This window comes from Microbacterium sp. 70-16 (assembly GCF_001898315.1).
In the GTDB taxonomy this organism is placed as follows: domain Bacteria; phylum Actinomycetota; class Actinomycetes; order Actinomycetales; family Microbacteriaceae; genus Microbacterium.
On sequence record NZ_MKTQ01000010.1, the window covers coordinates 12,180 to 31,188 of the forward strand.

General features: G+C 67.0%; 10 protein-coding genes. 8 read left to right on the forward strand and 2 right to left on the reverse strand.

Features of this window, described 5'->3' with window-relative positions; translation table 11 throughout:
* Positions 1-43: 43 nt before the first annotated feature.
* The 6 genes from BGO46_RS02975 to BGO46_RS03000 all read left to right on the forward strand — a co-directional run bounded on the left by BGO46_RS02975 (position 44) and on the right by BGO46_RS03000 (position 7,436).
* Complete coding sequence (locus tag BGO46_RS02975; protein ID WP_292673529.1) at positions 44-2,047, forward strand: hypothetical protein; 2,004 nt, start codon at positions 44-46, stop codon at positions 2,045-2,047.
* Between the two features lie 8 nt (positions 2,048-2,055).
* Positions 2,056-3,717 carry a class I SAM-dependent DNA methyltransferase gene (locus BGO46_RS02980; protein ID WP_292673527.1) on the forward strand — a complete coding sequence of 554 codons (1,662 nt, stop codon included), beginning with the start codon at positions 2,056-2,058 and terminating at the stop codon, positions 3,715-3,717.
* Positions 3,718-3,835: 118 nt separating this feature from the next.
* Positions 3,836-4,909: a restriction endonuclease subunit S gene (locus tag BGO46_RS02985; protein ID WP_292673525.1), complete on the forward strand. Its 1,074-nt coding sequence runs from the start codon at positions 3,836-3,838 to the stop codon at positions 4,907-4,909.
* A 47-nt stretch (positions 4,910-4,956) separates the two neighbouring features.
* Positions 4,957-5,463, forward strand: a complete 507-nt coding sequence (locus BGO46_RS02990; RefSeq protein WP_292673522.1) for a hypothetical protein — start codon at positions 4,957-4,959, stop codon at positions 5,461-5,463.
* A gap of 145 nt (positions 5,464-5,608) precedes the next feature.
* Positions 5,609-6,271 carry a hypothetical protein gene (locus BGO46_RS02995; protein ID WP_292673521.1) on the forward strand — a complete coding sequence of 221 codons (663 nt, stop codon included), beginning with the start codon at positions 5,609-5,611 and terminating at the stop codon, positions 6,269-6,271.
* Positions 6,272-6,287: 16 nt separating this feature from the next.
* Entirely contained in the window at positions 6,288-7,436 is a 1,149-nt protein-coding gene (locus BGO46_RS03000; protein WP_292673519.1) for a GTPase, read from the forward strand.
* Between the two features lie 64 nt (positions 7,437-7,500).
* Here BGO46_RS03000 and BGO46_RS03005 read toward each other — a convergent pair whose 3' ends face one another.
* Positions 7,501-8,373 carry a DUF3037 domain-containing protein gene (locus tag BGO46_RS03005; protein ID WP_292673516.1) on the reverse strand — a complete coding sequence of 291 codons (873 nt, stop codon included), beginning with the start codon at positions 8,371-8,373 and terminating at the stop codon, positions 7,501-7,503.
* Positions 8,370-9,200, reverse strand: a complete 831-nt coding sequence (locus tag BGO46_RS03010) for a hypothetical protein (RefSeq protein ID WP_292673514.1) — start codon at positions 9,198-9,200, stop codon at positions 8,370-8,372. The genes BGO46_RS03005 and BGO46_RS03010 overlap by 4 nt, the downstream gene beginning before the upstream one ends.
* A gap of 87 nt (positions 9,201-9,287) precedes the next feature.
* Here BGO46_RS03010 and BGO46_RS03015 point away from each other — a divergent pair, with 87 nt between their 5' ends.
* A complete protein-coding gene (locus tag BGO46_RS03015) occupies positions 9,288-12,470 on the forward strand; it encodes a type I restriction endonuclease subunit R (RefSeq protein WP_292673511.1) in 3,183 nt (1,060 codons plus the stop codon).
* 2 nt (positions 12,471-12,472) lie between these two features.
* On the forward strand, positions 12,473-18,910 hold the full coding sequence (locus tag BGO46_RS03020; protein ID WP_299985253.1) for a DUF4011 domain-containing protein: 6,438 nt from the start codon (positions 12,473-12,475) through the stop codon (positions 18,908-18,910).
* The last annotated feature ends 99 nt before the right edge of the window (positions 18,911-19,009 follow it).

Below are 19,009 nucleotides of genomic sequence, written 5' to 3' on the forward strand. Positions count from 1 at the left end.
AGTCGGTGGCGCTGTGTCGCACCCACCCGATACGGTTTCGCTCATGACCACCACGACGGCTGCCGAGCACGCCGAGCGCCGCGCGCCGCTGCGGCTCTCGTTGTCGGGCGTCGCCGAGCTCGCGGGTGTGCGCCGACCGGTCGCGTCGATGTGGCGCACGCGCTTCGCGTCGGGTGGTGACGCCTTCCCCGCACCGATCGCGAGCGTGTCGGGGTCGCCGCTGTTCGATGCCGGCGAGGTCGCCGAGTGGCTCGCCCGCACCGGCCACGGCAACAATCTCGACGCCGTGGCTGACGCCGCCGCGCTCGCAGCGCCCGACGACCTCGATTGGTCGGATGCCGAGATGGTCGCCGAACTCGATGCGCTGGTCTGCCTGTCAGCGCACCTCGACGGCATCACCGGGCTCAGCGCCGATGACCTGGTGCGCGCTGCCGGCGATGTCGATGGGCCGGATGCCTTCCTCGCCCGCGAGATCAGGGCGTACTCGGTGCGCGGGGTCGACTGGACGGGCTTCACCGATCAACTGATCGATGCCGCCTACTCGCCGACCGGAGCGCTCGAGCGTTCGCGCGCCCGTCACGCCGCCACCACCGCCGGCGACGGCTCCGCGGGCGCGCTCGCCGACGGCGCGTTCGACCTCGTGCTCGATGTCGCGCAGGCGCTGGCGGCGCGTCTCAGTGCGAGCGAAGTGGTCGTCGACCGCGGCATCGACGAGCGCATCGCGCTGCGCATCGCCGCCGCACTCGGTGACGGTTCCGCGGTGACGGTGACGCCCGCGCGCCGTGAGCGCAGCATCCGGCGCCACCTGCACGTTGCCGGTGTGTGGCTCGACGAGCACGCCGACGCCGGCGCCGCCCTGCGGGTCGCGCGCGTGCCGGCCGCCCCTCGTGACGACGTCGAGCAGATGCTGGCGGATGCCGAGGACGTCGTACTCTCGCTTCGCGATGACGACGTCGCCGTCATCATCGGCGCGGCGCGAGCCCTCATCGACGTGCTGCCCGCGCGTGCGCGGACGGTGCGCGACGACATCCTGCGGTCGGGACGTCTTCGAGCGGTCGTGCGACTGCCGCGCCGACTCGTCACCGCGGCGGTCGGCGAACCTCTCGCGCTCTGGGTGCTCGGCCCGCCGACGGGCGAGGTCGCGCTCGGTGAGCGCTTCACGGCGATCGCCGACGTCATCGACGGCGAGCTCACCGCCGCGACGCGCGCTGATCTCGTGAGCGACGTCGTCGCCGGGATGGGCAGCGCCGCCGACGTCCGCGCGCGCACCTTCCGCTTCGCGCGGCTTGTGCGCACCGCGTCGATCCTGGCCCGCTCGGGTGAGCTCGTCGCGCCGCGCGCCGCGGCTGCGATCTCACCGGCCCGGGCCGCCACACTCGCAGCGCACCTCGATGCCGCGGCACGCGACGCGCAGCACGACGTCCCCGCGTCGATCGCGCCGGTTCCCGGCGGGGGTGAGATGGTCCCCGCCGCTGCGCTCGCCGACCTGATCGCCGATGGCTATGCCCGCGTCGTCGCCGGTACGCGCCTCACGCTCGACGCCGCAGACGGAGCAGGCCTTGTCGTCGTCACGGCCGGCGATCTCGATGCCCCCGAGCAGATCGCGCGTCGGCGGGTCGACCCGATGGCGTTCGCGCAGCGGCATCCGTCCGCGCAGCTGACGCGCCCCGGCGACGTCATCTTCCGCACGGGGCCCACCGCTGCGGCGTGGGTCGACCACGATGGCTCGAAGGTCGTCGCCTACCCGGCGCGCGTGCTGCGGATCACCACCGCCGACCCGGGTGGGCTCGTGCCCGAACTGGTGGCTGCTGACATCGCGACCCAGGCCGGCGGCCCCGGCGCGTGGAAGCGCTGGATGCTGCGCCGCGTCGCTCCGGCCGCCATCGCACCGCTGCGCCGTGCGCTCGCCGAGCTCGCCGCCGCGCGCGCAGGCCTCACCGGTCGCATCGCTCGGCTCGACCACTACATCGATACCCTGACGTCGGCTGTGGCTGCCGGCGCCGTCACGCTCACCGAACCGGATGCCCCGGCATCCACCCCGAAGTAAGGAAGCACATGGCCCGCACTCCGAAAGCGACCGCGCAGGCGCCGTCGACGATGAAAGAGCTGAAGGACACGCTCTGGAAGGCCGCCGACAAGCTGCGCGGGTCGATGGATGCGTCGCAGTACAAAGACGTCATCCTCGGGCTGGTGTTCCTGAAGTACGTGTCGGATGCCTTTGACGAGCGCCGCACGGGCATCCGCACCGAACTCTCCGCGGATGGCTACGACGACGACCAGATCGCCGAGCTCATCGATGACACCGACGAGTACACCGGGCGCGGCGTGTTCTGGGTGCCGACGCACGCGCGTTGGGAGTTCCTGGCGCAGAACGCGAAGGGGATCGGCGCCTCGGCCGACAGCCCGGAGAAGTCGATCGGCGCGCTGATCGACGAAGCGATGGATGCCGTCATGCAGGCGAACCCGCAGCTGTCGGGCACGCTGCCGCGCATCTTCAACCGCGACAACGTCGACCAGCGGCGACTCGGTGAACTGATCGACCTGTTCAACTCGGCGCGGTTCACGACGCAGGGCCAGGGTGGGTCAGACGGGCGCCGCGCGCGTGACCTGCTGGGCGAGGTGTACGAGTACTTCCTCGAGAAGTTCGCGGCCGCCGAGGGCAAGCGGGGTGGCGAGTTCTATACGCCCGCCGGTGTCGTGCGGGTGCTGGTCGAGATGCTGCAGCCCACCCACGGGCGCGTGTACGATCCGGCGTGCGGATCGGGCGGCATGTTCGTGCAGGCCGAGAAGTTTATCGACGCGCACCACGGTGAGGGCAGCGACATCTCGGTGTACGGGCAGGAGCTCAACGAGCGCACGTGGCGCATGGCGAAGATGAACCTCGCCATCCACGGGCTCACCGGCAACCTCGGCCCGCGGTGGGGCGACACGTTCGCGCGCGACCTGCACCCTGACCTGCAGGCCGACTTCGTGATGGCGAACCCGCCGTTCAACATCAAGGACTGGGCACGCAACGAGTCCGACCCGCGTTGGCGTTTCGGCGTGCCGCCGGCGGGCAACGCGAACTACGCGTGGATCCAGCACATCCTCTCAAAGCTCGCGCCCGGTGGGCAGGCCGGTGTCGTCATGGCGAACGGCTCGATGTCGTCGAACTCGGGTGGCGAGGGTCAGATCCGCGCCGAGATCGTCGAGGCCGACCTCGTGTCATGCATGGTGGCGCTGCCGACGCAGCTGTTCCGCTCGACCGGGATCCCGGTGTGCGTGTGGTTCTTCGCCAAAGACAAGGGCGCGCGTGCCGGCGAGGTGCTGTTCATCGACGCCCGAAACCTCGGCCACATGGTCGACCGCGCCGAGCGAGCCCTCTCCGACGAAGACATCGCGAAGATCGCGGATACCTACCACTCCTGGCTCGGGCGTGAGGCGGATGCCTCCCCTGTCGGTGGTCGAGTGCCGTCGCACAGCGACGGTGTATCGAGACCGGTCGCCCCCTACGAGAACACCCCCGGCTTCGCCTACTCCGCGACGCTCGCCGAGATCAAGGCCGCCGACTACGCCCTGACTCCGGGTCGCTACGTCGGCGCCGCCGAGGTCGAGGACGACGGCGAGCCCATCGAAGAGAAGCTCGCGCGCCTGCGCGCCGAGCTCGAGGCCCAGTTCGCCGAGTCCGCGCGGTTGGCTGAAGTCGTTCGTGAGCAGCTGGGGCGGGTCGATGTCTGAGTGGATGAGAACTACGCTCGGTGCCCTCTGCGCAGCCGGTGGCGGCTCAATTCAGACAGGCCCGTTCGGTAGCCAGTTGCACGCAGAGGAGTACTCGGCAGCCGGGGTGCCCGTTGTGATGCCTCAAGACATCGGCGAGAACACGATCACCACTGTGCAGATCGCGCGCGTCCCGCCAACTGTTGCCGCACGGCTGGAGCGTCATCGCCTGGCGACTGGCGACATCGTGTTCTCTCGCCGAGGTGATGTAACGCGGCGTGCGCTGGTGCGCGAGGACAGCGCCGAATGGCTGTGTGGGACTGGGTGCCTGCGCGTTCGACCGGGAAGCGCAGTCGACTCCCAGTTTCTGTCATATCTACTCGGTACGGCGGACGCTCGCGATTGGCTTCTCGGCAATGCAGTCGGGACCAACATGCTCAATCTCAACACCACGATTCTTGGCCGTTTGCCCCTAAATGTCCCACCCCGCCCCGAGCAGCAGGCGATCGCCGAGGTGCTGGGCGCCCTCGACGACAAGATCGCCGCCAACACCGCCTTCGCGACCACCGTGGACAGCTACCTCGCGGCTCTGCTCGACGAGATGGCGACCGGCGTTACTGCAACCACGCTTCGTTCGATAGCGGACGTGAATGCGCGCTCGGTCAAGCCGGTTGCCGACGGCATTCTTCGCTATGTCGACATTGCGTCAGTCGCCACGGGCAGTTTCGAGTATCCCGACGTCACCGCGTGGAGCGACGCCCCCGGGCGTGCTCGGCGTGGGCTCGCCATGGGGGACACGATGTGGTCCACCGTTCGGCCGAACCGTCGCTCGCACGCGCTGAATCTTGAGAATGATGCCTTGCTCGTCGCGTCTACGGGGCTGGCCGTTCTCTCGCCGCGCGAGGTCGGATTCGCATACCTGTATGAGGCAAGTCGGCGACCGGAGTTCACTGCTTACCTTGAGAACGTCGCCGAAGGTAGTGCCTATCCCGCCGTACGCGCGGATCGTTTCCTCGAGGCTCCCGTTCCGGATCTGCCAGCCGATCACATCCGCGCGTTTGAGGCGCAGGCGGCGCCACTCCGTGAACTGGTCGCCTCGCATGCGCGGGAGAACCGCACCCTCGCCGCGACGCGCGACGCGTTGCTGCCGCAGTTGATGTCCGGCAAGCTCCGCGTACGCGATGCCGAAACGCTGGCATCCGCCGTCATCTGAATGTACGAAAGCCGCCCGAGCCGACTCCTATCAGCGGAAAGGAAACCATGTACACACTCGCATTGCTCACCCCGCTCGACGTCGCGATCGAATACGACAAGGACTGGGACCTCTGGTGGTGGATCGGCGCCAGCGCCCTCGGGGTCGTCGCGATCGCGATCGCACTGACGTTTGTTCCACTGTGGGACTGGATCGGCCGCTCCGAATCCGGAGCCGTCATCGTCACTGGCCTCATCATGCTCGCGGTGTTGGCACTGGCGGCGGCATACACGCTCCTCGTGCTGCCCGGGACGATGATGCGTCACGTTCAAGCACACGAGAACGTGTGGTGGGTGGTGATCGGGTGGGTAGCAGGAGCGATCGCGTTGATCTTCATCTCCCGTGAGCCCGGGTGGCTACGGTGGCTTGCACCCTCCCTCGTGGGCCTCGGGCTGCTCTTCGGTGCCGCGAACGACGCTCTGCAGCGGTTTGCATCGTGGGTTCCGACGACCGCAGCTGCTGTCCTAACCGTCATCATCCTCGGCGTCGGATTTCTCTGGCTGAGGAGCCGGTAGATCGTTTCGCGACCGACAAAAGCGCTGCCGTCGCTGACGCTGTACGGCTCGCACGTGCGCGATGCTGAAGCCATGGCATCCACCGTCGGCCTCTGACACCGCATCACCCAAGCGCTATTCCCCCCCCCGTATAGAAAGCACTCGCATGACCAGCACCACCGCTCCGCGCCGCAGAACGCCGGTGTGGGCGAAGATCCTTCTCGTTCTGTTTGTCCTGCTTCTCGTGGGCGCAGCCGCTTTCGGCGGACTCTCCGTGGGTAAGGCGCTCGGGGCGACCGAGGAGCGTGATGTGCAGGTCATCCGATCCATCACGCGCGAAGAGCAGGTCGTGCTGCTCACTGCGGGAGTGGCCGACCTGAAGCAGGAAAGCGCCGACGGGCTGTCGATCACCATCCCGGGTCTTGACCTGATCCCGGGGCTGGGCACGTGGGAGTTCGATGTGCCCGGCAGCGAACGGCAGATGCTCATCCGCTACGACTTCGACGCCAAGATCGGCATCGAAGGCAAGGATGTCAAGATCGAGCGGCAGGTGGACGGGTCGTATCACCTCACGATCCCCGAGTTCATCTACCTCGGCTCCGACGACCCCGAGATCTCTGTCGCGAGCGAGAGCAACGGCGTTCTCAGTTGGATCACGCCCGAGATCGACAAGTTCGCGATCGTGAAGGAAGTCCTCAGTGAGGATTCCGTAGCGAAGACCATCGAGGGGGCTCGACCGGTGCTCGAGGAGCAGGCACGGATCTTCTACACGAACATCCTGACGGCCATCGATCCCGACATCGACCTCGAGTTCACGTTCGCAGAGTGAGGCACAGGAGCACACCATGACTGAAGAAATCGAACCGTCGCGGATCGACGAGACGCCGTTCATCGAAGGAACCGCGAACGCCAAGTCGCGCTACGGCCGGTTCAACCTGGCCGTGATCGGCGGCACCGGAGTCGGCAAGTCGTCGCTTATCAACGCAGTCTTCGGGCGCAACCTGGCGAAGGTCGGTAAGGGGCTGCCCGTCACGCGCGGCGTGCAGTACTACAGCGACGACTCGCTCGGCATCTGGGACATCGAGGGGTTCGAGATCGGCTCGACGGTTCCGCCGGCCGAGCAGCTTCGCGGACACCTCGCAGAGATCGCCCGGCACCCCAAGAACCAGCAGATCTCGGTCGTCTGGTACTGCGTCAAGTCGAACGATGACCGCCTGACGCCGGCTGACGTCGCGATGATCGGCGAGCTGAGTCGCGCGGGGCTCCCCGTCATCCTCGTGCTCACGAAGGTCGACTGGTCGAAGAACCCCATCACCGGTCAGCGTGGCGTCTCGAAGAGCGTCGAAGAGTTCGTCGACTGGCTCGATAACCCCGTCGACGAGAACGGCCAGCCGATCGCGATCGGCTACGAGCGGGTCATCCTCACGTCGACCAGCGACAAGCACGGAAAGGGCAAGGGGCACGGGCTCGGTGAACTCGTCGCGGAGACTCTGACCCTCTCGCCCGAAGACGAGAAGGATGCCTTTCGCATCGCACAACGACTCAACCTCCCCTGGAAGCGCGAGCTCGCCCGACCCATCATCAGCGCCGCAGCCGCAGCCGCTGCGGGAGCGGCTGCGGTTCCCCTCCCTGTCGCAGATGCCGTTACTCTGGCGCCGATCCAGCTCGGAATGATGGCCCGCATCTCGGTGATCTACGACATCGAGATGAAGACCGCACTGTCGACGAGCGCCCTCGCGAACCTCGGCGCACAGCTCGCGGGTCGCGCACTCGCGAGCAGTCTGATCAAACTCATCCCCGGCGCGGGCAGCGTCATCAACGCGGGTGTCGCCGCCGCGCTCACCGGAGCCACCGGCGAGGGCTGGCTGCGCCTGTGCGAGCAGGTGCACACAGGCAAGATCGACCTCGACCAGATGAACGAGGCCTGGGGCGACTACGTGCCCGGCTTCCTCGACGTCATCCGCAAGATGGCGACGCAGCGGCTGGGGAAGTGAGCCAAGCCGTGTGCAGACGACAGAAGAAATCTAAAGGAGTATAAACGTGGCCGCTGGCCTGCCCTCAGGCGCCGACGAGGTGCAGGGCGTCGCGTGCGATGACGTCGAGCTCGGTGCTCGGGACCGCGCTCACGCCAAGGCCCGACCAGGCTTCGAGCGCCGCTTCGAACACGTCTGCCACGCGTGGCTCGCGTCGTGTCGGCTCCTGGAAGGCGACAGCGACGGCGACATCTCCCGCCGCGTCGAGCGACCGGCCACCCTGCGTGATCACCCCGCCGTCGTTGCGCAGGCGAGAGACGATGAAGTTCCACGACTGCAACTCGCGTTCGAGCGCGTCGGTGTCGCGTACATCGAACGCAAACGCGTGCGACAACTGGTCGACACTGCCGTCGACGACGGCGAAATCGAAGCGGCCACGCTGGCGGCCGATGTGGGCGCGCGGCGCGCGCAGCAGCGAGCCGCCGGTCTCAAGACTTGCGGTGCGTTCGTACAGCTGCCCGAGATCGTGCACCAGTCGTGCGCGCGTGCGCGATCGCGCAATCGGCGCAGGCGTGGCGACCAGCAGAGGGAAGAGGAAGTCAGCACCTTCGGTTGCCGAGTGGGCGATCACCGGCGTCGCAGCGCTCACCTGGAGAACATTGTTGAAGCGGTGCGAGAGCAGTTCGAGCCAGGCTCTGCTGACCCTCACCTCGTCCGTGGGAGCGAAGAGTTGCAGGGCCGGGTGCTCGTAGTCGTGGATCGCCTGCGCGAGTTGATCGAGCCAGGGGCGCAGTGCGCCGGCATCGCCGCCCAGCCGGCTTGCGCGCCGCAAGTCGGGCGCGACACGGATCGCCCAGTCGCCCCCGTCCTGCCCGACGATGACAGCGACGTTCACCTGCTCTCCGCGCACGACATCAGGCACGTACCGGACCAGCCAGTAGAGGTATGCGCCGTTCATGATGCTCGTCCTGTCGATTGTCGATCCGAGCGGTCATCAGCACGTCGTTCGAGCCGGTCGGCCACCGGCCCGCGACGGCGGAAGAGGAACCAGGCCATCGCTTCGAGGTCCCTGTCGTCGGTCCCCCATTCTACGGGCACCGCCGACATCACGGATAGGAGCGCCTCCGGCGTCAGGCCGCGGATGTCCGCAGCCATCGCGCGCAACCGAGGCCCGTCGACTGCCCGAGGGATGTTCGGCAGCGTCGCCACCACGTCGAGCAGCTTGGCAAGCACGGCCTCATCCCAGTCGCCCTCACCGGTCGTGAACCACAGCCCGTGGTCGTATGACCAGACGGCATCCGCGGCGCTCGTCTCGTACAGCCACTGCGGGTCTTCGCCGACACAGAGGTCCCAGAGGCCGACGAGCGCTGCCTGTCGTTCTGTGTTCTGGCCGCGTCGCGTGTGGCGCAGTTCATCGGCGTCGATTGCATTCGGCAGGTGGAGTGACCCGTGCGCCAGCAGGGGCCGCGCACTCGATGGGATCGGGAACTCGGCCCAGCCTGTGATGGCCGCCGGGATAGTGATGAGCACCCGCTCCCTCACCGGAGCATCCAGCAGCCGCCCGAGCTCACCCACGATGACCTCGTTCACGAGCACCTGGTTGCCTTGCTCATTACCGGGAACCTTGACCCAGTACTGCCGCCCGTCGTCGGCGAGCGCGAGAAATGCGCCAGCACCTGAGGATTGCGCACGCTCACGCGGTGCACGCACGCTCGTGGTCGCCGTCGGTGGGATGCGATTCGAAAGCCGACCCCGCCACCAGGAGATGTCGTCAGGAGTGGCCATGGCGCGACACTATCGAGCCAGCTCCCAAGCAATGTCGAGGCGCGACGAAGCGACGCGACACCACAGCCCCGCCGAAGGAGCAATGAAGTGACTGCGCTACCCGAATCTGCATGGGAGAACGACGCCCTTGAGACGCTCGCCGAGCCGCTCGGGTGGCGGCCGGCCAAGGGCGAAGAGGTCGCGCCCGGCACAGGGGAGCGCGACACGTGGGATGACTTGCTCATCCGGCCGCGACTGCTCGAGGCGTTGCGGCGCCTCAACCCCGCGGTGCCCGGTGAGTACCTGCAGCAGGCTGTCGCCGAGATCGCGGCGCCGAAATCGCAGGACGCGATCACCGAGAACCATCGCATCCACCAGTACCTCGTCGGCGGGTACCCGCTCAGCTACATCGACCCCGACGGCGTCGAGCAGAACCCGCGGCTGCGTCTTCTGAGTACAGACCCCAGCGAGAACGACTGGCTCGCGGTGAACCAGCTCACGCTGCGTCAGGGCGACCTGCACCGCCGCCTCGACATCGCGCTCTTCGTCAACGGGATGCCGGTCGTCATCATCGAGCTCAAGCGTGCCGGCTCAGCATCCACCGGCGTCGCCCCCGCCCATGCGCAGCTGCAGACGTATCTGCGCGAGTTCCCGATGGCGTTCCGCTTCTGCGTGCTCACACTTGCGAGCGACGGGCTCGAGGCCAAGTACGGCACGCCCTTCACACCGCTGAACCACTTCGCGCCCTGGAACGTCGACGATGACGGCGCGCCGCTGCAGCAGCCGCGGCTCGAGGGCGCGACCTCGGTCGAACCGATCGATGATGCGCTCGACGGCCTGTTCAACCAGGAGCGATTCCTGCAGCTTGTGCGCAACTTCACGGCATTCGACGAGAACGCCGACGGACTCACGAAGCGCATCGCAAAGCCGCACCAGTACTTCGCAGTGACCAAGGCCGTCGCATCCACCGTGCAGGCGGTCGAAACCAACGGCAAGGCCGGCGTCGTGTGGCACACGCAGGGGTCGGGCAAGTCGATGGAGATGGAGCTGTACACGAACCTCGTGTCGCGGCATCCCAAACTCAAGAATCCCACCGTCGTCGTCGTCACTGACCGCACCGAGCTCGACGGGCAGCTGTTCCAGACGTTCGACCAGAGCCTCCTGCTCGCTGAGAAGCCGGTGCAGGTGCGCGAGCGTGCGCAGCTGCGCGACGAACTGCGCAACCGCATCACGGGTGGCATCTACTTCACGACGCTGCAGAAGTTCGGGCTGACGGATGCCGAGAAGCAGGCGGGCACGCAGCATCCGCTGCTCACCGACCGCCGCAACGTGATCGTCGTCGTCGACGAGGCTCACCGCAGTCACTACGACGACCTCGATGGGTACGCCCGGCACCTGCGCGACGCGCTGCCGAACGCGACACTCATCGCGTTCACGGGCACCCCGATTTCGTTCGCCGAGCGCGACACCCGCGCCGTGTTCGGCGACTACATCGACATCTACGACCTCACTCGCGCCGTCGACGACGGGGCGACCGTGCCGGTCTACTTCGAGCCGCGTCTCATCAAGGTCGCGTTCGCCGCCGAGGCGAGCGAAGAAGACATCGATCGCGCCGCCGACGAGTACACGGTCGGGCTCGACGACACCGAGCGGGCGCGGCTCGAGGCATCCGTCGCCGTCGTGAACGCGGTCTACGGTGCGCCGGAGCGCATCGAGACGCTCGCGGCCGACCTCGTGCGGCACTGGGAAGAGCGCCGGCAGCGGATGACGCCATTCCTCAGCACGCCCGGCAAGGCGCTGATCGTCGGCGGTACCCGTGAGATCTGTGCGCGACTGTACGCCGAGATCGTCGCGTTGCGACCCGACTGGCATTCGGATGCCCTGGATGCCGGGCGCATCAAGGTCGTCTACTCGGGATCGGCGTCAGACCAGCCTCCGGTGAGCGACCACGTGCGCCGCGATTCGGAGAACAAGGCGATCAAGGCGCGGCTGAAGAACGCCGACGACGAGCTCGAACTCGTGATCGTCAAAGACATGATGCTCACCGGCTTCGACGCGCCGCCGCTGCACACCCTCTACCTCGACCGGCCGCTCAAGGGGGCGCTGCTCATGCAGACCCTTGCTCGCGTGAACCGCACGTTCGAGGGCAAGCAGGACGGGTTGCTCGTCGCCTACGCACCGCTCGCCGACAACCTCGCCGAGGCGCTGTCGGAGTACACGGTGTCAGACCGCGAGAACAAACCGATCGGCCGCGACGTCGCCGAAGCCGTGGCGATCGCGACGGAACTCGTCGCCCAGATCCGCGAGATGCTCGCGGGGTGCGACTGGCGGGCGATCGCCGAGGAGGGCGGCTCTCGGGCGTGGCGGAGGGCGGCGACCACCGCGACCAACTTCTTGCGCGACGTGACGAGCCCCTTGAACGCGCCCGACCTCGGCGCCGAGCGGCTGGCGGCGCGGTATCGGGCGGCGACCGGCAAGCTCGCGCGAGCCTGGGCGCTCGCGTCGGGGCGCGCGGGCCTGGCCGAGCTGCACGACGAGATCGCGTTCTACGAAGAGGTCCGCGTGTGGATGGCGAAGTTCGACGCCGCCGAGCGGCAGGCGCGCGACGAGCCCATTCCGGAGGAGATCTCGCGTCTGCTCGGAACGCTCGTCGCCGATTCGATCGCCCCCGGCGAGGTGCTCGACATCTACGACGCGGCGGGGTTGCCGCGGCTGGCACTCGACGATCTCGGGCCCGAGTTCCTCGCGAAGGCGCAGGCGGCGCCGAATGCGCACCTCGCGATCGAAGCGCTGCGCAAGTCGCTGACGGATGCCGGGTCGAGCGCGACGCGCGGCAACCTCGTCCGTCAGCGGGCGTTCTCGGAGCGGATCGCCGAGATCATGAACCGCTACACGAACCAGCAGCTGACGTCGGCCGAGGTCATCGCCGAGCTCGTCGAACTGGCGAAGGACGTCGCTGACGAGGCATCCCGCGGTTCGACCTTCTCGCCGCCGCTATCGAGCGACGAGCTCGCGTTCTACGACGCCGTCGCCGCGAACGAGTCGGCGATCGAGGTGCAGGGGGAGGACGTGCTGGCGCAGATCGCGCGCGAACTCGTCGCCGTGATGCGCCGCGACGTGCGCACCGACTGGACCGTGCGCGACGATGTGCGCGCGAAGCTGCGATCCTCGATCAAGCGACTGCTCGTCAAGTACAAGTACCCGCCCGACAAGCAGCCCGAGGCGATCAAGCTCGTGATGGACCAGATGGAATCGATGGCGCCGCGGTATGCGGGCGAGAGAGGGATGTGACGATGTCGGCGTCTGAGATGCGAGACCACATCGAGAGAGCGCTCACTTCGTTGGGTGAAGGCCTCGCGCCCGTCGTGGCTGCACGCTTTCGAGAGGTCGCACCCGCGATCGAGGACTGGACCGACATCCTCGCGCAGAAGGACAGCCAGGCCGGGCGTGCTTTCGCACGATACAACGCTCGCGACATCTCCCTGATCCTCCGCGCGTTCACGGAGTCGTTCGGGTCGCTCGGCTACATCTTCTCGAGTCGAATCGGTCGACAGGCACAGAATTGGGCAAGTGAGCTGCGCGATGTCAGGAACAGATGGGCGCACAACGAGGACTTCTCCGTCGCCGAGGTCTACCGTGCCCTCGACTCAGCGGAGATGCTGCTTGTCGCCGTCGGAGCACACGAGGCGGCGGACACGATACGTGAGCAGAAGCGGACCGTGCTCGCGAAGATGACGACTGAATCTGCACCCGAGATGGCGGCCGTTGGACCCGCGTCCGAAGTAGCCCCGACGACCATCGGGGGACCGGTGTTCCCGTCTGAGGATGCGGATTGGTCGGCCGCCGACGTGGCGATTTCTATCAGCGCGCTCCCCGTTGTCAGCTATGCCCACGCCCGAAATGCAATCGAGATCGTCGACGAGGTGACGATCGACTATCGCGGCGAGGAGTTGCGCGGCGCGTCTGTCGAGATCGAGGCGATCTCGCGGCTCGGCTCGCTCGGCGACCCGAAGGTGGTGATCGTCGACCTCGACGGAACCACGCCGACTTCGTTGCGCAACGCCGATCTTGTTCTGGACCCCGTGCGCATGCTCGCAGTCGAGCACCCGTCGGACGGGGTGATTCGCGCCACCCTGCGTGACGCCGACGGCAGTGTCATCGCGCACAGCGACACCCCGGTGACGGTGCTGGCGGCCAATCAGTGGCTCGCGAACCCGCCGCAGCTCAGCCTCGAACTCCTCGCGTCGTTTGTGCAGCCGAACTCCCCTGCCATCGCGCCGCTGTTGGTCGAGGCATCCGACCGGCTCCAGCAAGCGACAGGCAACTCTAGGCTCGACGCCTACCAACAAGGCTCCCGGGAGCGAGTGGACGCGATCGTCGAGGCGATCTACGAGAGCATGCGGGCACGCGATATCCGTTACGCCGAACCGCCTGCCAGTTGGGGGCTCAACGGGCAGAAAGTGCGGACGCCGGCGGAAGTCCTCGATGGTCGGTTGGGTACCTGTCTCGACACCACAGTCACGCTCGCGGCGGCGCTAGAGGAAGTGGGGATCAATTCCACGCTGTGGCTTCAAGACGGCCACATCTTCCTCGGATATTGGCGCGACGAAGCGAGTCTTGACGGACCCGCGCTTATGGATGCGGCCGAGGCGGCGAACTACGTCGGCATGGGCCAGCTCGAGGTCGTGGAGACCACGTCGCTGACGGGCGGGACGACATCACGACCGTTCGCTGATGCGCGCCGGCACCATCATCTCAGCACGCTCGCCGCCGGAGCGTCGTCCGTTCGCGGCGTCGCCGACGTCATGCAGGCGCGCCTCGCTCAGATCTATCCTCTCCCGAGTCGCACGCTGTCCGAGTCTGGCGAGGTGACGATTCACGAATACGCGGTGGCACAGGCGCCCGAGGCGCTGCACTATGCACCGACCGAGGCCGCGATCGCGGGTGATCCCGCGCGGGGCATCCCGGCACGAGTCACGCTGTGGAAGAACGCGCTTCTCGACCTGAGTCTGCGTAATCGACTGATCAACTACGGCGAGAACTCCGGCTACCCGCTCGCGGTGCCGCAGCCCTCGCTCGCGGCGTTCGAGGACATGATCAACGCGGGCACGGCGGTCAGCCTGGTCCCCAACGATCGGATCCCCACTGTCGACACGAGCCGCGGCATCCGTTTCGGGCAGGACCTGCCGGAGACGGCGCGTGCGTCGATGCTCGCTGAACGGAAGCAGGTGTTCGTCGGCGTCACCGACGCCACGTACACGACGCGACTCCGGGCGCTTGCCTACAAGGCGCGAACCATCGTGGAAGAGACCGGAGCCAACAACCTCTACCTCGCATTCGGCATGCTGCGGTGGACGTTCAACGACCGTGAGCTCCGATCGCCGCTCGTCCTCGTCCCCGTTGTGCTCGAGGCCACAGCTGGCGGCAAATCGTTCCGCATCAGCATCGATGAGGCCGGCGAGTCCACGCCGAACTACTGTCTTCTCGAGAAGCTGCGAGTGAGTTACGGACTCGAGATCCCCGGTCTCGCCAACCCCGCCAAGGACGATGCTGGCATCGACTTGCCAGCGGCGTTCGCGGCCGCGCGTCGGGCGGTCGCCAGTGCCCGGCTGTCATTCACCGTCGAGGACACCGTTGACCTGTCGATCCTGCAATTCGGAAAGTACCGGCTCTGGAAAGACCTCGACGAGAACTGGCAGGAGTTGGCGACGAACTCTCTCGTCGGGCATCTCGTGCACACGCCGACCAATGAATTCGTCGATCCGTTCCAAGCGCCTGCAGACGTTGATCTCGATGCGCTGAATAACGCGGTTCCCGTCCCCGCCGATTCGTCTCAACTGGAGGCGGTTGCTGAGGCCGAGGCGCTGCGGACATTTGTCTTGGAAGGCCCTCCCGGAACCGGGAAGTCGCAGACGATCACCAACCTGCTCGCTCACGCATTGGCGAATGGCAAGCGCGTCCTCTTCGTCGCGGAGAAGCGCGCGGCCCTCGACGTGGTCAAGGACCGCTTGGACTCGGTCGGACTCGGACCGTTCTCGCTGGACCTGCACGACAAGGGGGCGCGCCCGAACGCCGTGCGCGCCCAGATTCGTGCCGCGATGGATGCCGGTGCTCGGCCCGACGGCGCCTCGCTCAAGTCCAACACCGAGAAGGCGGCCTCAAGCCGCCGTGCACTCAAGCGTTATGCGCAGCGGCTCCATGAACCCAACATGGCCGGCCTGTCGATGTACACGGCCCGCGAGCAGTTGCTCGCCATGGCGGACGACATCGAGTCTTTGGAGGTGCCTGCCGCCCTCGTCGCGACGGGCACGGAGGACCAACTGGATGAACTGCGCCGAGCGCTGCGCGATCTGCCCGAGACCGCCGACCTCGCGCACCCGTCACCACTGCATCCGTGGGGCTTCGTCGCCGCGTCGGCGGCCAAGACTCCGGATAGTGCGGCGCTGCAGGCCGCAGCGCGCGAGTTCGACACCGCCCTCGCCGACCTGCTGTCTCGGCCCACGGACGAGGCGATCCTCGCCCGCGTGACAAGCCCCTCTCTGCTTGATCGGTGGGCGACACTCGCGACCGCACCGCGGTTCCCGCTCGATGCGGTCGATGCTGTGCATGCGAGGGCGCTGGCGGGCGAGATTCCCGCACTGCAGGAACGGCTGAACGGTAGCGCGGCGGAACTTCCGTGGTTTGCCGCGGTCGGCCCGGAAGCACTCGACGGCGATCCGCATGCAGTCCACACCGCGGCGCAGGGCGCAGATGCATCCGGGTTCTTCGGCCGACGTAAGCGACAACGTGCTGTGCTTGCCGGATACGGTGCGGCGCTTCGTGTCGACCCGCGTGCGTTCCCCGCACGCGACGTCACGGCACTCGCCGCAGACATCGAGCGGGCCAGCGACGAGATCCGGACGCTCCGCAGCGCTCTTCTGACGCTTCCCGTCGCGGTCGTCCCGGCCGATTGGAACCCCTATCTTCGTGAAGGCATCGAACCTGCGAAGTCCACGCTTTCATGGGCCGTGTGGGTCGGATCTGCACTGTCGGCGGGCCAGGGCGCGGCGGAACTCCGCAACTACTACGCCACGAGCTCTCCGGACAATGGCCTCGCGGAAGCGCTGACGCGCGTTGCGGCGGCGTGGAGGGCGCTCGCCGTGGCGTGCGGACTCGGTGATTCCGTGGAGAAGGATGACAGCGCATTCGTCGCCTGGGCCCGAGACAACGACTTTCTGTCAGCGTGGCGGTCGACGGCCACGGCACGAAACCTCGCGAGTGCAGCACCCGTGACGTTGGACCGGTGGATCGCTTTCTACCTGCAGTTGGAACCGCTGCGCCGCTTGGGCTTGACCGAGGCGCACAATGCCCTGCTGGCGGGGGAGGGACCCGCCGATCTCGCATCACTCGCCCTGGAGAAGGGAATCGCCGAGACATCGATCGCCGAGCGAGGTGACTCTCAGGCGATGGCTGGGTTCGATGTGCGCGCACACAATCGCACGATCGATCGGTTCACGTCGAGCGCCGCCGCCATTCGGAGCGCGATGCCCGCGTGGATCCCCGCCGAGATCATCGGCAAGCGGCGGATCAACCCCTCCTACGAGGGCGGCATGATGGGCGAGTTGAAACGACAGCTTTCGCGCCAACGGGGTGGGATGAGTGTTCGCGCACTCTTCGAGAGCTACGGCGACCTCATCACGCAGATCGCGCCGTGTGTGCTCATGAGCCCCGAGTCAGTGGCTCGGTTCTTCCCGGCAAAGGCGAAGATGTTCGACGTCGTCGTGTTCGACGAGGCGTCGCAGATTCGCGTCGCCGATGCCGTCGGGGCGATGGGGCGTGCGACGTCGGTTGTCGTCGTCGGCGACAGCAAGCAGATGCCTCCATCGAGTTTTGCCGAGGTGAACAGCGATATCGACGCGGACGCGTCCTCGTCAGCAGATGTCATTCTGGACGAGGAGTCGATCCTCACCGAATGTGTGCAGGCGCGGGTGCCGCGGAAGTGGCTGTCATGGCACTACCGAAGCCAGGACGAGGCGCTGATCTCGTTCAGCAATCACGCGTACTACGACAGCCGGCTGTCATCGTTCCCAGCGCCGTGGCCGTCCACATCGGGCGGACGAGATGCCGATCATGGCATCTCACTCGTTCGCGTCGACGGGCACTTCAACCGATCTGGCCGTGGCCGCGAGCTGCGAACCAACGCCGCGGAGGCGGAGGCCATCGTCCGCGAGGTTGAGCGCAGATTCGCGGCGTCGCCCGCGGAGACTCCGTCGCTCGGGATCATCACATTCAATGCGCAGCAACGAACGTTGGTCGAGAGTCTGCTCCGAGAGTCGGGAGACGCGCGCATCGCTCTGGCGCTTGACGAGCGCGACGGACTGTTCGTCAAGAATCTTGAGAACGTCCAGGGCGACGAACGCGACTGCATTCTGTTCTCGGTGGCGTTCAGCGCCAATGAGCGTGGCGTGATCCCCCTGAACTTCGGGCCGCTGTCGCGTGCAGGTGGAGAGCGGCGGCTCAATGTCGCGATCACGCGCGCGAGGCGGCAGGTCGTCCTCTTCGCGAGCTTCGATCCGTCTCAGTTGCGGGCAGAGGAGACCGCCTCACTGGGTATCAAGCACCTCAAGGGATATCTCGAACTCGCCGCCGTGGGTGTGGAATCGAAGACTGACGGCACGCAGCGGCAGCGTCTCATCGACCGGCACCGTGATGACATCGCCGATGAGCTTCGCACTCGAGGATTCGCTGTTCAGGCCGATCTCGGACTCTCCGACTTCCGTGTCGACATCTCGGTGGCGGACGCCGCCGATCCCGACCAGCCCCTGGTTGCGGTTCTGCTTGACGGTGAGAGTTGGCGCGCGCGGCGCACAGTCGCGGATCGCGACGGGCTGCCGGTGGACGTGCTGAAGGGGCTGATGCGGTGGCCTGGCGTCGAGCGGGTCTGGTTGCCTGAGTGGCTTCAGCAACGAGAGCAGACGCTCAGCCGGTTGGGTGATGCCGTGGTGGAGGCGCGGGCCGCGCTGCAGCGGTCGACTGTCGAGCCGCAGCCCACGAGTGTGCAGCCCCAGAGTGCAGGGGAGCAGCAGCCGGCGCCCGCACCGGTGCCCGCTGCGCAACCGGACGATCCGCGGATCGCCTTGAGGTCTGCACTTGCTCCATCAGTCGCGTCTGCCGAGCTGAGCCACTCGCACCTGCGGCAGTACACACCGTGGCAGCCGCGAGCACACGGCACTGTGGACATCCTTGATGGTCTACCGGGCTCTTGGGCGACGCAGGAAGTCCGTGCTGTGTTGTTGGAGATCGTGCAGAAAGAGGGCCCCGTCCACAAGCTGAGGCTGGCGCGGCTTGCGGCCGAGTCGTTCGGACTCAGTCGGGTCGCTGCCGCGCGTGCGGATGCCATACTTCGCTGCCTCCCGCCGGAGTACTCTCGACGGTCGGACAAATCCTGTGCCTGGCCGACAGGCATGGACCCGTCCGAATGGCGAGAAGTTCGGCGCAGCCTGCCTGGCGACGGACGCAACCTTGAACATGTGCCCCTTGAGGAGATCGCCAACGCGATGGCCGTCGTTGCGGAGCTCGGCGGCGGCATGCAGCAGGACGAACTCAAACGCCAGGCCCTGGCTCTCTTTGGCGGTAAGCGGATGACGGAGGGCGTGGCGGCGCTCCTTGATGCCGGGCTCGAGTGCGGCCTCACGACAGGTCGCATCGAGCGCGACGAGCGGGGGCTGTATCGCGCCGTGCGTTTGCCGTAGCTGCACGAACCCGAAGATGGCCTCCGCGAAAGTGGGGGCCATCTTCGAGGGCGGCATCCACGAGTCGAACTGCGCGCAGCTCGGGAGGAGATTTCCGTT

What these genes read in the sequence shown, in the direction of transcription:
- BGO46_RS02975 (WP_292673529.1), top strand. Translation starts at nt 44, where the DNA reads ATGACCACCACGACGGCTGCCGAGCACGCCGAGCGCCGCGCGCCGCTG.
- BGO46_RS02980 (WP_292673527.1), top strand. Translation starts at nt 2,056, where the DNA reads ATGGCCCGCACTCCGAAAGCGACCGCGCAGGCGCCGTCGACGATGAAA.
- BGO46_RS02985 (WP_292673525.1), top strand. Translation starts at nt 3,836, where the DNA reads ATGCCTCAAGACATCGGCGAGAACACGATCACCACTGTGCAGATCGCG.
- BGO46_RS02990 (WP_292673522.1), top strand. Translation starts at nt 4,957, where the DNA reads ATGTACACACTCGCATTGCTCACCCCGCTCGACGTCGCGATCGAATAC.
- BGO46_RS02995 (WP_292673521.1), top strand. Translation starts at nt 5,609, where the DNA reads ATGACCAGCACCACCGCTCCGCGCCGCAGAACGCCGGTGTGGGCGAAG.
- BGO46_RS03000 (WP_292673519.1), top strand. Translation starts at nt 6,288, where the DNA reads ATGACTGAAGAAATCGAACCGTCGCGGATCGACGAGACGCCGTTCATC.
- BGO46_RS03005 (WP_292673516.1), bottom strand. Translation starts at nt 8,373, where the DNA reads ATGAACGGCGCATACCTCTACTGGCTGGTCCGGTACGTGCCTGATGTC.
- BGO46_RS03010 (WP_292673514.1), bottom strand. Translation starts at nt 9,200, where the DNA reads ATGGCCACTCCTGACGACATCTCCTGGTGGCGGGGTCGGCTTTCGAAT.
- BGO46_RS03020 (WP_299985253.1), top strand. Translation starts at nt 12,473, where the DNA reads ATGTCGGCGTCTGAGATGCGAGACCACATCGAGAGAGCGCTCACTTCG.